The organism is Vibrio sp. B4-6, from assembly GCF_963888245.1.
GTDB classification, from domain to species: Bacteria; Pseudomonadota; Gammaproteobacteria; order Enterobacterales; family Vibrionaceae; genus Vibrio; species Vibrio anguillarum.
In genome coordinates this window covers 154,268-168,240 of record NZ_CAWPIM010000066.1, presented here as the reverse complement: position 1 = coordinate 168,240, position 13,973 = coordinate 154,268, and the positions used below count along the sequence as shown (strand labels likewise).

Below are 13,973 nucleotides of genomic sequence, written 5' to 3'. Positions count from 1 at the left end.
ATAAAATCTGAGGAGAAAGCTTAATATGCTCAATAATCAACACATCGCCATTGTCAAAAGTACCATTCCTTTGCTTGAATCTGCTGGACCAGCGCTTACGGCTCATTTCTATCAGAGAATGTTTACCCACAATCCTGAGCTAAAAGATATTTTTAATATGACCCATCAACATACTGGCCGCCAGGGCGTTGCACTGTTTGAGGCGATTGCCGCGTATGCGAAAAATATTGAAAATCTCGCCGCATTAACCAGTGCAGTGGAACGTATTGCCCAAAAGCACACCAGCTTTAACATTCAGCCAGAGCACTATCAAATCGTCGGTCATCACCTTATTGAAACGTTGCGAGAGCTTGCTGCCGATGCCTTTACTCCTGACGTTGAAGCAGCATGGACGGCGGCTTATCTCTTTTTAGCGCAAGTCTTTATTGATAGAGAAGGGGAGTTGTATTTACAGCGTAAGCAGGCGATCGGTGGTTGGGAGAATGCGCGTGAGTTTGTGTTGCAAGATAAAGTGAAAGAGTCTGAATTCGTCACTAGCTTTATCTTTGAGCCTGCTGATGGCAAAGCAGTATTAGATTATCAGGTTGGTCAGTATATTGGGATTGAACTTAAGCCGGAAGGTGCGTCATACAGTGAAATTCGTCAATATTCCTTGTCACAAAAACCCAATGGAAAAAACTACCGCATTTCTGTGAAGCGTGAAGGCGTGGATACTGGACATCCTGGGACAGTCTCTAACTATTTACATGATTACGTTGAAAAAGGCAGTCGAGTGAAACTTTATGCGCCAGCGGGTGATTTTTTCTATGTTGAGAAGCTCGCTCCCGTTGTACTTATCTCTGCAGGTGTCGGGGCAACACCGATGCAAGCCATACTTCAACAGCTTGCGTCAGTAGGAAAAAAAGAGGTGACGTATCTGCATGCTTGCAACAATTTATCACAACACTCCTTTATTGATGAAACCGCGACATTAATGGCGGTGCATCCATCATGGCAGCAAGTGGTCTGGTATCTGGAAAGTGAGCAAACACCAGCCAAGCAAGGTTCTATGATCTTGCATGAAGTTTGTGAGCAACTGCCGCTAACACAGGGGGATTTTTATATCTGTGGCCCCGTTGGTTTTATGCAGTTCATTGTTGAACAGCTTGAATTGCTTGGCGTAGCAAGAGAGCGTATCCATTACGAAGTCTTTGGTCCACACGCCTATTTATAAAGTATAAAGCTCTATCTAAATCTAGGCTCTTTTAAGGGCCTATACCCTTCCCATTTAAAGCTGCAGCGGTGTTGGTTACGTTCGCTTACCCCAATCACATAGTTTATCTATGCTCATGGGGATGAGCTCACTTGCCGTCTACCTGCAACTTCAAGTTGTTTGGGTATAGATACTGAAAAGTGGGCTGGGAATTAATGCTCACTTTTTATTTGTAGTGCTTGCCAAGTAATTTCATCGGAATGGCTATCGCTATCAATAAAAATAGAAGAGCCACTAATCATCACTGAAATATCCATACCTCGGTTCAAGGAAGTAGAGAGTTTTTCAATCGCTGCAGCATCAAAGCGAAATAGATCGACATTGAGGTGAGAGAACTTTCCCTTATTTTGTTCCCACCAAACCTGTGATTTCGTGTTAAAGCTGTAGACTTTCACCTGTTTTGCAAGCCGTGTGGCTTTTTTAATGCGATCAGCATCGGGTTCGCCGACTTCAATCCAGAGCTGAATTTGGTCATCTAATGATTTTAGCCAGAGATCAGGTTCTTCAATGGAAGAAAGTCCTCTAGTAAATGTTAGCTCGGGTGAAGCATTAAGACAAAACGCCAAAATGCGCGCCATCATTCGTTCGTTGCTTTCTGAAGGATGCTGAGCAATGGTGAGATTTAAAGAGTCATAATGATCGCGATTAGTATCCGTCAGCGCAATACGGAACTTATAGATTGTCGGTTTAAGAGCCATTGGAAGAATGCCAAGAGGTAAAAACGAAAATAGCCAGCAAATTGCTGGCTATTAGAATACTTAGTAAAAAATTATACTAGGCGGATGTTTTCAGCTTGAGGGCCTTTTTGACCTTGAGCTACTTCAAACTCTACCTTTTGACCTTCAGCAAGAGTGCGGAAACCGTCACCTTTAATTTGGCTGAAGTGTGCGAATACGTCTGGACCGTTTTCTTGTTGAATGAAACCGAAACCTTTAGTTTCGTTGAACCATTTTACTGTACCAGTAACTGTGTTAGCCATTTTTATACCCAAAATCAAAAAAAATTTTACAGCCGAATACGGCGCGGATAGCGTGGAAAAGTAGATTGCTATTGCGTACGACACGACGGGGGAGTTACAAGTAATCCAACGAGACGTATGTGTATACAAAGAACTGCTTTCTAGCTAGTGCAAAGTCTAGTTCAAACTTTTATCTTGTCAATCATAACTCGATAAAACTCGAAAAACTTTCTTAAAATTGTTAGGTTTTATGCTCTATGTTGCATTTTCTTATGATGAGGCTTGAAATTAACATTACTATTCTATTACCCATTGACATAGTTGAAGTTTTAGCCAGATTTAGTGGTCAGATGAGTTCGATGGTTGAAGCCGTTTATTACTGGCTAACGTTCATTGAGTGAGGAGAAGGGTTAGGTTTACTTTCCTATTTAATGGCTCTCTTTTTTGGCTGAATGATTCTCCTCAAAACTGAGGCAATTTTCCCCTATCAAATAGCATCTTTAAGTTGTTTTGGCGACAACTCGGAACGTTGCGCTGTACACATCACAAATTTGTACTTTCAATGAAATATTTACTCGGTTAAATAATTGTTACAATTAGTTCCATTTTGAAGTGTTTTTTTGGGTAATGCTATGTCCCATCTAATTTTTGGGTTTTCTGTTGTTAACCACTGATTAACAATTGTTTTATTCTAAGCCAATAAGGAAAAATTGCTTATTTTTTGAACTTGAAATTCTTATTTAATGGAGGAAAATGTATGTAAACTGAGTTTTCGAAAATGAATGGATACTTTCTCATAAAAAGAGAGGTTTACAACATGAAACTAATACTGATTTTAATGGCGTCTGTCTCGGCGGGTGTGGCCTCTGCTGATCACTTTCATTCATTTTTGTTTGGGCTTTACATCGCGTCACTCGCAGTAGGCAGCTGTTACTGGTTTGCGTTTCGAAGTACTAAAGTGCCGGAGTTTGCCCTTTTTCTTCTCATCTGTGGGCTTCTTGCTAAATTGACAGTGACCATTATCGGTGTTGCGTGGGGAATATCGGCGCAATTGATCACATCGCCTTTTATCTTTGCTTTGTCGTATCTCTTCTTCTCTATTGTCGTGACATACCTCTGGTTCAGTTATCGAGATAAATTAACCTCTGCAATCTCTAAAACAACGGCGCATCACGCGTAGCGCACTTAATGCATAGCGTCTTTATGCGTAACTTACGCGCAAGATGATTAATGTGATAGTGAACTCAATTATTTCTGTTAATGCAAAAGGGCTTCCTCACTGGGCCCTTTTGGTGCTTTTGCACTTTAGACTTTTGTCCAAGAGTGGCGCTCATCTTTTCGATATACACTGTTGGCTATGATTATTTATCTCCTGAACAAGGAAGTACTATGGGCATTGGATTATTTTGGGCAGAGAAAGTTATCTTAATACTGGGCATCATTTTTATTCTGACGAGTATTGTGCGGTATGGTAAACGTAGCCATGACTGGAAAGGTGTCATCACGATGTTTTATCGTCGCATTCCCATGTCAATTGAGGAATATAAGTGGTACCGCTTGGGAGTGGTATTCATTGTTACCGCTATTGTGTTGCGGATTGCTGTACTGACCTTCTGGCCCTCACTATGAGGTTGAAATGAGCGAGCATTGTTGTTTGCTAACCGATGTTTCGCTTGAGTGTGTAGCCTTTTATAACCCCTAAAACTTTTTAATTAATTTTTTGCGCAACTCGCATCTACGCGAGGTTTAGGTATACACTCTATTTATCGAATTAATAAATAGAAGGTGATTACATGTCTTTCCCCGTACTCATCTGTGATGACTCTGCACTGGCTCGGAAGCAGATGGCTCGTTCACTTCCCGCCTCTCTAAACGCCGATATTACTTTCGCAGTCCATGGTTTAGATGGCATCAAAAATCTTGAAGAGCATGATTTTAAATTAATGTTCCTCGATTTAACTATGCCTGAACTGGACGGCTACGGAACGCTAGAAGAGATGCAACGCAGAGGGATGACAACGCCTGTTGTTGTTGTTTCTGGTGATATACAGCCGAAAGCGAAAGACCGAGTATTGGCGTTAGGGGCGCGTGCTTTTATTCAAAAGCCGATTGATAAGGACGTGTTAAATAGCGTACTACGAGAGTTAGTCGAACCGCCAACACAGCCTCGTATCGTTACGCCTATCTCTGTTGAACTACCTATCTTGAAACGTCGTGACATCTATATGGAAGTTGCGAACGTTTCGATTGGTCGAGCAGCTGATGCTCTGGCGCGACACTTTGATGTATTTGTTCATTTACCGCTACCAAACGTCAATATTTTTGAAGTGAGTGAGCTACATATGGCACTTCGTGACTTGGCGGAAAATGATCAAGTTTCTGGTGTATGTCAAGGCTTTAGCGGTGAAGGCATTGCAGGTGAAGCACTGGTGCTCTTGAGTGATTCCAGTGTTTCTGATCTGAAAAAATTAATGAAAGTGCCAGCAGACAGTGAAGAGCTTGAAGAATTAGAACTGTTAATGGATGTATCAAACATATTAGTTGGTTCTTTTCTGAATGGATTAGGCGAGCAATCGGAGGTGCGTTTTTTTCAAAGCTCTCCAGTATTGCTTGGGCAACACATCTCCATTGACTCTGTGATCAATTCAACCGCTGGATCATTTAAAAAAACGATGACGTTTGAAGTGAGCTACAACATTGATCAAACGACGATCCGCTGTGACTTGCTCTTTATGTTTGTCGATGAGTCTCTTCCGTTGCTAGACAGTAAATTAGCGTACTTGATGGAGGATTTTTAACGATGAATCTCCCTGCAGAATTTGAACAGTTCCACTGGATGGTGGATATGGTGCAGAATGTCGATATGGGGCTGATCGTGATTAATCGTGATTACGAAGTGCAAGTGTGGAATGGATTCATGACACATCACAGTGGTATTCAAGGGCACGATGCGATTGGTAAAACCATTTTTGAACTGTTTCCTGAGATCCCCCAAGAGTGGTTTAAGCTCAAAACTAAACCTGTGTATGACTTAGGTTGTCGTAGTTTTATTACTTGGCAGCAGCGCCCATATCTCTTCAAATGTCGTAATGTTCGCCCTGTCACTCAGCAAGCTGATTATATGTACCAAAGCATTACTTTAAACCCGATGCGAACCACGACGGGTAAAATTAATTCATTGTTTTTATCAATACAGGATGCTACATCTGAAGCGTTAGCCTCTTTACAAATACGTTCATAGAATCAGGGTGTTAATGATTTCGAAGCCTCCTTTTGGTGTTTCATCAAGGAGGCTTCATATTAGTGATGGGTTTAATTAATCAAGCGTTATAAGCTCATTTCCGCAACGTTGATTGTTTGCAAAGGAACGAATGTTATCCAAAGTTGTCTGAGCGATATTGTGTAGTGCATCTTCAGTCAAAAAGGCTTGATGTCCCGTAAATAGTACATTGTGGCAAGCCGATAGGCGTCTGAATACATCATCGACAATCACATCATTCGACTTATCTTGAAAGAAAAGATCCTTTTCATTGTCGTAAACATCTAAACCAAGAGCGCCGATACGACCTTGTTTCAGTGCTTCAATTGCTGCAACTGAATCGAGTAATTCACCTCGGCTGGTGTTTACAATCATCACGCCATCTTTCATTTGGGAAAATGCGTGGCTGTTGAGTAAATGGTAGTTCTCTGGAGACATTGGGCAGTGAAGCGTAATCACATCACTTTGTTGGTAGATTTCCTCAAGGCTGCAGTAAGTTGCACCGAGTTCAATCGCCAGAGAGTTCTGATAAGGGTCGAAGCACAGTACCTTCATTCCCAACCCTTTCAAAATGCGCATTGTGGCAATACCAATTTTTCCTGTGCCAACAACTCCCGCGGTTTTACCGAAGAAGTTAAACCCGACCAACCCCTCTAATGAGAAGTTAGCGTCTCGGGTACGTTGGTACGCCTTGTGAAAGCGGCGATTCAAACACATCATCATTCCTACCGTGTGCTCTGCCACCGATTCTGGTGAATATGCGGGCACTCGCACCACTTGAATACCCAGCTCTTTTGCGGCATCGAGATCGACTTTATCAAATCCAGCACAGCGCATTGCGATAAGCCTCGTCCCATTTTCATACAATTGGCTCAATACTGGGCGACTTAAGTCGTCATTCACAAAGGCACACACCACAGTGCATCCTTGGGCCATTTTAGCTGTGGCTGGGGTGAGTCGAAAATCGTGAAAGTGCAGCGAGAAGATCTTTGTATCACTGACCTCTGAGAAAGAACTCGCGTCATAAGATTTTGCGCTGAAAAATGCAATGTTGATCATGTTCTCTTCCTAATTAGACTTATAATTTTCACTATAAATACGCCTAATATCACAGAAAATAAACCACAAAATAACTATGTCTTTGGGATGGTAGGAGTTGCGGGGGGATGTCACTAAAATCGAAAACGGACGGATTAATGATAAAAATTCACCACAATCTGTAAAAATCGCCGATAGAAATGTCTGAGTCACATCTTCTGTGAGTGTGATTTTTATCACATTTTCGGCGCAATGCTGAACAAGGTAACGTTTGCTTATTGTATGAAAGCTTTCGCTAAAATGATGCGTTCTTTAATAACGTATTGAAAAATAAAAATTTATACGATGAGTATTTGAGAGAGATGAACTTGAGAAGTGTCGGATATGAAAGTTTCGAGATAGTACCACAAAAAAAATGCAAATATCAGACTTGCCGATAAGAAATCCGGGCCTATAATGCTGAAAACCGGAGCGTCTGCCAACGCTCCGGTTTTTTTGTGTCCAAAATGTACTGACGTCTGCCAACGAAGGTACTACGCACTCTGCAAAAGAGACACAAATGGTCAATTAATCAAGGAATTACATAATGCGTATCGAACAAGAACTTAAGTTAGGTTTTAAAGATGTCCTGTTTCGCCCTAAGCGTTCAACACTAAAAAGCCGTTCTCAAGTAAATTTAACCCGCGATTTTACATTCAAGCATAGTGGGCGTCAATGGTCCGGCGTGCCTGTTATTGCGGCGAATATGGACTCGGTAGGCAGTTTTGCTATGGCGAAGTCACTTGCTGAACATGATGTAATGACAGCGGTTCATAAACATTACTCAGTAGCTGATTGGGCTGAGTTTGTTAAAAACGCCGATACATCAACACTTAAGCATGTGATGGTTTCTACTGGTACATCTGATGCTGATTTTCAAAAAACCAAAGACATCATGGCGCTTAGTGACGATCTGATTTTCATCTGTGTTGATATTGCTAACGGCTACTCTGAGCACTTGGTCGATTACGTACAACGCGTGCGTGCACAATTTCCAGATAAAGTGATCTCGGCAGGTAACGTTGTCACCGGTGACATGTGTGAAGAGCTCATCCTTGCGGGTGCGGATATCGTAAAAGTTGGTATCGGCCCAGGTTCGGTTTGCACCACGCGCGTGAAAACAGGTGTTGGTTATCCTCAGCTTTCAGCCATTATTGAATGTGCCGATGCGGCGCACGGATTAGGCGGGTGTATCATTGGTGATGGTGGCTGCACATGCGCAGGTGACGTTTCTAAAGCCTTTGGTGGTGGCGCTGATTTTGTCATGCTTGGTGGCATGCTTGCAGGCCATGAAGAATCTGGCGGCGAAGTGTTTGAAAAAGATGGCGTGAGCTACATGAAGTTCTACGGCATGTCGTCACAGTCTGCAATGGCGAAGCACTCTGGCGGCGTTGCAAAATACCGCGCAGCGGAAGGCAAAACCGTATTGCTACCTTTCCGTGGCAGCGTTCACGACACCATCTCTGACATTCTTGGTGGTGTGCGTTCAACTTGTACTTATGTCGGTGCAGCTAAGTTAAAAGAGCTAACTAAGCGCACTACATTTATCCGCGTACAAGAGCAAGAAAATAACGTGTTTGGCCGCGAGTAAATCAATAGTTTTAACAACCATTGTTGAAACAACCATAAAGTGATATTTACAACCATAATTTGATATTGCCTCTTCATAGTCTAGACTTAGGTAAGTTTACGACAAAATCGTGAAGAGGCAATATTATGTCTGCTCTACCTTCCCCTTCTATTGCCACCCTGATTGCACTTGAAAGTGCATTTGTTACTCCTGCTCGAAACTTAACTAAGCCACGTGGGAAAAACATACACCGTTACGTCAGCGCTAAGATGCGAAAAAGAGTTACAGTAGAATCTTTTTTAGAATGTGCTGCTTGTTATCATTTTGATTTTGAGCCTAGTATCGTACGCTTTTGTTCCCAGCCGATAAGATTTTCATACTGTCTCAATGGTAAGACCCATACCTATGTTCCAGACTTTCTAGTTCAATTTGATACCGGTGAATTTAAGTTGTACGAAGTAAAGTCCGATATGGAAAGCTCAAAAGAGGAATTTCAATGTGAATGGGAAGCAAAAGTTAAAGGTGCGTTTGAGTTAGGTTTGGAGTTAGAGTTGGTTACAGAGGAAGAAATACTGGATGAGGTCATATTTAGCAACCTTAAGCTTTTGCATCGATATGCTTCAAGAGATAACTTGAATCACTTTCATCAAACTCTCCTTGCCACCTTCAAATTGAATGGTACCCAAACCGCAAAAAGTTTAGGACACCATCTTGGCCTAAATGGAAGAAAAATATTACCGTTCCTGTGTGATTTGCTCTCACGAAACTTACTCCAAACAAGCTTAGAGACGCCTCTGTCACTCGAGTCTGAATTTGAATTGGGTTGTTATGCCTAATAAATCATTTTCGAGTTTTCATCGGAAGTCAGCATTTCAGCAAGAAAAACTTGAGCCGAATGATAGGGTTGTTGATGACAACGATGTCGGATAGGCGACACCTGTTACCAAGTGCAGCCCTCCTAAGAATCTAGCCCAGATATAATCTGACAGGCACCGAGTCGAAAAGTGGGTAACTGTCAGATCAGGTCTGAATTAGTACAATTTCAATTTGAGTAAAACCTTTTTATTTAGGACACTATTCTTTAATAGTACTAATTAGGCAACAAAGCATACAAAACTAGCAATTTACAATTTAAAGAAAGCAAGTTGTGCTTTTTGCTTCTCAGCGAGTTGCGAAAGTTCAGCACTCGCGCTGGCACTCTGGCTAATACCAGTTACATTCTGATGCACAAGCTCAGAAATGTTAACTACGTTACGATTAATATCTTGTGTCACTTGTGACTGCTGCTCTGCAGCAGTAGCAACCTGAGTATTAGAATCATTAATATCCGAAACTGATTCTGAGATACCAACCAATGCATCACTCACACGCTGGGACAGTTCACTATTATGAGCCAATATCTCAATCGTAGTTTGCATACTGTCATTTGCTAGAACGGATTGGTTTTGTAAATCCTCAATAATCAAACCAATTTCCTTAGTTGAACTTTCTGTGCGTCCAGCGAGCATTCGTACTTCATCGGCTACCACGGCAAAGCCACGACCCGTTTCACCGGCGCGAGCGGCTTCAATCGCTGCATTCAACGCTAATAAATTGGTTTGTTCAGAGACATTACGAATCACTTCAACAACATCATTAATTTTCTCTGATTGCTCTTTCAAACGCTGTACTAAATTTGCCGCATGATTTAATGCCTCCGACATTTTTACACTCGCTTGAACACTCTCTTGAGAGATCGCCAAACCAGATTTGGCTAGTTCATCAGCCATACGAGCCGTCGAATCAGCAACGGAGGCATTAGCACTAACATTATCTGCCGCACTCGACAACTCATTCACTGCAGAAGCCACTTGTTCAACTTCAGACAGTTCTTGCTGCGCATTTGATTCCGCTTGAGCCATCACCGCTGCCAATTCCGTTGACGCTGATGCAACTTCTTCACTGATTCGATTCAAATGATCAACCATGGTATGTAGCTGGGAAGCCGTTGTATTAACATCCTGACTGAGAATTGAAATTTCGTTTTTCCCCTCAACCATTGCCCGGACTGTTAAATTCCCCTGTGCCAACTCACGCATCACCCCTTGAATATGCTGAATGGGGGCAACAATCATTTTTGAAAGCACCCAAGCAATCATCAACGATATTCCAAGCACAGATAAGACAATAGTCATAGCGACATTCATTTCGTAGCGTTCGTACGCCTTAATCTCAGCATAGGCTCTTGCTTCACGCTCCTTTGCTCTATTACTGACATTGACAACTGTCGCGAGTAAATCTATTGCCTGAGCTCGAAACGAAGTATTCTTCGCAACAAATTCACTCTCAGAAACGGTTCCTTCCTCATACTGTCCTAAAAATGTGAGCATTTGTTTTGAACGATTTAAAAACTCATCAACAAGATTAAGAATATGAGGTACATCGCTTTGGTAATAATCATCTTGCTGTAATATGTTTAAATGAGTACTGATGTCTTTTTGCCTTTGCATTAATTTAGCCATGAGATCTTTTCGAATGGCTGGAGAGATTATAGAATCAGCAACATGAAGACGCATATCGTTAATGTCATCGACAATATTAACGGATAGCGCATCTGATTGATTTTGATATAAAATCCTCATGACTGAAGCGTTTTCTCGTACACTTTCCAGATCATTTTTTATGATCCACAAACTGACTGTTAAAGCTAATGTGGCTACTAAAACTGGAAGCATAATCTGCACCCGAATAGAAAAATTTTTTAATGAAAATTGCATACATGTTGCCCTATAAAATGGAGATGGTTTTCAAGTAAACTAAAGGGGTTTAAAAGGTGAATTAATGTAAATCTTACTATACAAATCCTTCAGGTAAAAAATCATAAAATCTTATGAAATATAAAATCATTTATATAACAAGGATTTTATGTTTATGATTTAAAGTTTTCACAATAAAATTAATAGCGATTACCTACCATTGGTTTTAAATGAACGCATGAAGAAATTATGAAATATTACTTGTTGTTTCGAATCTCGATTCTACATTTTTATGTAGGAGAAAAATGGCTTTGTATGATAAATTCATGAAATCTATTGATAACACCCAATTAAACGCTTCGATAATACGATACCCCTTTCACAATTAAGAGGTTAAGTTATTACCAATATTTTATAACAAACTCACGTGATCTGTTCTAGCCAGAATGGACAGACTTTCATTGCGTAATTCAGTTTAAAGATAGAGTGCGCCGTCTTGTATATTTCTTAGTCAATGCGACAAGTTTCAGCCATACCTAACCCAGTAAGCTTGTTTAACACCTTGATCATGGCGTAAGCCTCGCCAACTTGAGCGTTGTAGTCCCTCAGATTAAGTTTCCCATCTAGTCACTGCTGCACCCGATGCATACGTTTCTGAGAGAGGTAGCGCTTGTGATAGCTATACCGTTGTTTCCAATCTTTATTTGAGCCGAACAACTTCTTGCATGCCAACCCAACCCAATATTTCAGGGATGACCTCTCTCTAGAATGCCGCTCCGTCTTTTGGAGGAATACGGATAGCATCGTAACAATTTTTGATATCGTAAGCCCCTCGCTTATATCTCAACGACCCTTCTGAGGGTTTTCTTGAGCAAGGTTGGTAGTACTTTAGCATCAGTAACGCTCTGCCGCGATGATTTCGTGGATGTCTGTATTAGCGGTAATATGGAGTTTTCGCCCGACTTTACGTTTACCATACGTACCATGTTTTTTGACTTTCCATTCGCCTTCGCCGTAAACCTTGAGTCCCGTTGCATCAATGGTTATGTGTCTTATTACACCAAAAGTGTGAGATTTCAACCTGTTTAGCACGGCGACTGATACAGGTGTAAGACCTTGTTACGTAATAGTGATTTCACTAAGAATCGGCACCTAATTTTAGAATAAAGTTCTGACTCCATTTTGTTCATCGACGAAGCCATAAGGCTTCAGTGAGCATTTACAATGCTAACTAACCGACAATGAAAGTGGATAATTCTTTTACGCAACAAAGCCCAGGTGTAATGTGAACACTGCAACACTGCAACACTGCAACACTGCAACACTGCAACACTGCACGGGCAAGGATAAATATCGAGTTAATGAATCCTTGCAGAGTTCTTAACGGCATTGCGAATATACGTTTCATCATCAACGCGGTCTGTCACGCTGATTTTGTTTGCTTTGTCCCCAGTCTTTTATTGCTTCATCAACCCAGAAGGAGAGAGGGCCGCGGTTGATTAAGGCTTTATTGTACTGTTTCCAGTATATCTCTGAATTAAGCAACAAAGTAGCTTAGGTTTGTCTGTTTTTTCTTATGGGTTTGTAGGAAAATTCTTGTTTTATCTTAATGAATTAATTGTTTATTCTTTTTTTTAAGAAAAACAGCATTTAAGTATAAGTGACTGAGTCTATTGATAATTGATCGAAAATCGGCGTTTTCTCTTTGATTTCAATTGATAGTTATATTTTTATGAGTGTTATTTTTTTTGAATTAAATTAACGAATTAAATTGTTTTTGATTTATCGAAAAAAAATAAATGATGTATAAACTAAAACTTTAGTGTGGTATGTTTTTATTGAACTTTTAAGTTTAAATGGTTTTTTGGTATTAAAGTTATACAGAGTTGTATCTTATCATTATACAATATTTATAATGTTCAAATATCCGTAATGATGTTGCAGCTACCATTTTAAAGAAGATGCATATTATAGAGAGTAGAGAATTTACTATGAAAAAAATAATTAACACTATATTGATTAGTGCCTCATTGTTATCATTACCTTCATTTGCAGGCGTAAGTTTCTATGTGGCCTGTGGTAATATTAGTGGCAACGTGGCCGAACCATTAACTGTAGTTAGGATTAATAGCGTCGACACTTCTCTAGTGTCAAATTACAGCAAAACAGTTTTACTTAAATTTCCTAATACTATCTCGGAAAAATACCATTATTCTATTCATGATAGAAATCCTTTTGTTTATGATCTAGCTAAAACTGCATATTTGACAGGTGCAAAAGTAAAAGTATGTATTAAACCAGCTGGTCAAGGTGTTGATGAGTTGCTAGGTATTGAACTTTTCGTTGAATAAATATCGGTTGATTTATTATGAAGAAAATAACATATGGAACTATCATTAGTAATTTCTATATTTTTTTAATTTTTATGGTTTCATCTGTACACGCAATGCCTGTAAAGATAGTTTATAGAGCAGATTCTCGTCCTCCTCATATGATATTTGAAAAAGGATTTGTTGCGTGGGGAACGAATATAAACTTTAATGCTCATATTGATGGCACTTCAGGAAGGAGGGGGAGCAGAGACTCTGCTTTTATACCTACAACATCAAGATTAGATGCTGCGATGAACTTTGCAACAGATTTACTTAATGTTTCACCTGACAATATATCTTATATATATCAAATTAGAGCAACACATAATTTCTATTCCGCATTGGATACTATATATTACGTTTATGATGCTGCTCATGTGAGAGTCCCTGATACTCACAGAGCTCTGTTAGCAGAAGAACAGGAGTATTCAGCTTACATAAATATTCCTCCGGAGCTAATAGAGTCCGTAACTGTACAAGAAAGAATAAATGGAGAAATTATTACAACTGTAATACCAAATTATAACTATATCGCTGGTGATACTCATTCGAGCGAAGAGCCATTTACTTATTGGAGGCCTGAGAGAATAGATAGTAGGCCAATGTTATATATGGGTCCATCAATGACTAACATTAATAATGAACAACCTGAAGGTGCGGCCGCATTACCATCACCGTCTTTTAGTGCGGGAGGAGTGCTGGGGATTAGTCTATTTCTTCATAATGAGTTGTAATTGACGATTAAATAAA

13 protein-coding genes and 2 pseudogenes are annotated in these 13,973 nt (G+C 40.3%); 9 read left to right on the top strand and 6 right to left on the bottom strand.

All coding sequences use genetic code 11. The features are described from left to right. Positions 1-25: 25 nt before the first annotated feature. Entirely contained in the window at positions 26-1,213 is a 1,188-nt protein-coding gene (gene hmpA, locus AACV20_RS14985; protein ID WP_094163977.1) for an NO-inducible flavohemoprotein, read from the top strand. Between the two features lie 191 nt (positions 1,214-1,404). On the opposite strand, the gene AACV20_RS14980 is transcribed toward hmpA, so the two are convergent. Both AACV20_RS14980 and AACV20_RS14975 read right to left on the bottom strand, forming a co-directional pair. Further along, on the bottom strand, positions 1,405-1,950 hold the full coding sequence (locus AACV20_RS14980; RefSeq protein WP_013868041.1) for a YaeQ family protein: 546 nt from the start codon (positions 1,948-1,950) through the stop codon (positions 1,405-1,407). Positions 1,951-2,021: 71 nt separating this feature from the next. Next, entirely contained in the window at positions 2,022-2,231 is a 210-nt protein-coding gene (locus tag AACV20_RS14975) for a cold-shock protein (RefSeq protein WP_010318975.1), read from the bottom strand. Between the two features lie 796 nt (positions 2,232-3,027). Here AACV20_RS14975 and AACV20_RS14970 point away from each other — a divergent pair. The 4 genes from AACV20_RS14970 to AACV20_RS14955 all read left to right on the top strand — a co-directional run bounded on the left by AACV20_RS14970 (position 3,028) and on the right by AACV20_RS14955 (position 5,451). Continuing rightward, complete coding sequence (locus tag AACV20_RS14970) at positions 3,028-3,390, top strand: hypothetical protein (protein ID WP_026028668.1); 363 nt, start codon at positions 3,028-3,030, stop codon at positions 3,388-3,390. Positions 3,391-3,599: 209 nt separating this feature from the next. Continuing rightward, positions 3,600-3,839, top strand: a complete 240-nt coding sequence (locus AACV20_RS14965) for a hypothetical protein (protein WP_017050321.1) — start codon at positions 3,600-3,602, stop codon at positions 3,837-3,839. A gap of 164 nt (positions 3,840-4,003) precedes the next feature. Next, positions 4,004-5,008, top strand: a complete 1,005-nt coding sequence (locus tag AACV20_RS14960) for a response regulator (protein WP_013868037.1) — start codon at positions 4,004-4,006, stop codon at positions 5,006-5,008. 2 nt (positions 5,009-5,010) lie between these two features. Continuing rightward, the gene (locus AACV20_RS14955) at positions 5,011-5,451 is read left to right on the top strand and encodes a PAS domain-containing protein (RefSeq protein ID WP_017047143.1); all 441 of its coding nucleotides are present in this window, start codon (positions 5,011-5,013) and stop codon (positions 5,449-5,451) included. A 75-nt stretch (positions 5,452-5,526) separates the two neighbouring features. Here the strand turns inward: AACV20_RS14955 and AACV20_RS14950 are convergent, their stop codons facing one another. Then, a complete protein-coding gene (locus AACV20_RS14950) occupies positions 5,527-6,528 on the bottom strand; it encodes a 2-hydroxyacid dehydrogenase (protein ID WP_017050322.1) in 1,002 nt (333 codons plus the stop codon). Between the two features lie 565 nt (positions 6,529-7,093). Between AACV20_RS14950 and AACV20_RS14945 the strand changes: the two genes are divergently transcribed. Both AACV20_RS14945 and AACV20_RS14940 read left to right on the top strand, forming a co-directional pair. Continuing rightward, positions 7,094-8,137, top strand: a complete 1,044-nt coding sequence (locus tag AACV20_RS14945) for a GMP reductase (RefSeq protein WP_017046019.1) — start codon at positions 7,094-7,096, stop codon at positions 8,135-8,137. Positions 8,138-8,262: 125 nt separating this feature from the next. Next, positions 8,263-8,952, top strand: a complete 690-nt coding sequence (locus AACV20_RS14940; RefSeq protein ID WP_017050323.1) for a TnsA endonuclease N-terminal domain-containing protein — start codon at positions 8,263-8,265, stop codon at positions 8,950-8,952. A 288-nt stretch (positions 8,953-9,240) separates the two neighbouring features. Here AACV20_RS14940 and AACV20_RS14935 read toward each other — a convergent pair whose 3' ends face one another. The 3 genes and pseudogenes from AACV20_RS14935 to AACV20_RS14925 form a co-directional block, all read right to left on the bottom strand. Further along, positions 9,241-10,872 carry a methyl-accepting chemotaxis protein gene (locus AACV20_RS14935; protein ID WP_170895634.1) on the bottom strand — a complete coding sequence of 544 codons (1,632 nt, stop codon included), beginning with the start codon at positions 10,870-10,872 and terminating at the stop codon, positions 9,241-9,243. Positions 10,873-11,358: 486 nt separating this feature from the next. After that, positions 11,359-11,962, bottom strand: a pseudogene (locus tag AACV20_RS14930) (transposase); the annotation flags it as partial. A 166-nt stretch (positions 11,963-12,128) separates the two neighbouring features. Continuing rightward, positions 12,129-12,399 (bottom strand): annotated as a pseudogene (locus AACV20_RS14925) (transposase); the annotation flags it as partial. A gap of 443 nt (positions 12,400-12,842) precedes the next feature. Here AACV20_RS14925 and AACV20_RS14920 point away from each other — a divergent pair. Then, the gene (locus AACV20_RS14920) at positions 12,843-13,202 is read left to right on the top strand and encodes a hypothetical protein (protein WP_170907562.1); all 360 of its coding nucleotides are present in this window, start codon (positions 12,843-12,845) and stop codon (positions 13,200-13,202) included. 17 nt (positions 13,203-13,219) lie between these two features. Continuing rightward, on the top strand, positions 13,220-13,957 hold the full coding sequence (locus AACV20_RS14915) for a scabin-related ADP-ribosyltransferase (protein ID WP_170907561.1): 738 nt from the start codon (positions 13,220-13,222) through the stop codon (positions 13,955-13,957). Positions 13,958-13,973 lie beyond the last annotated feature (16 nt).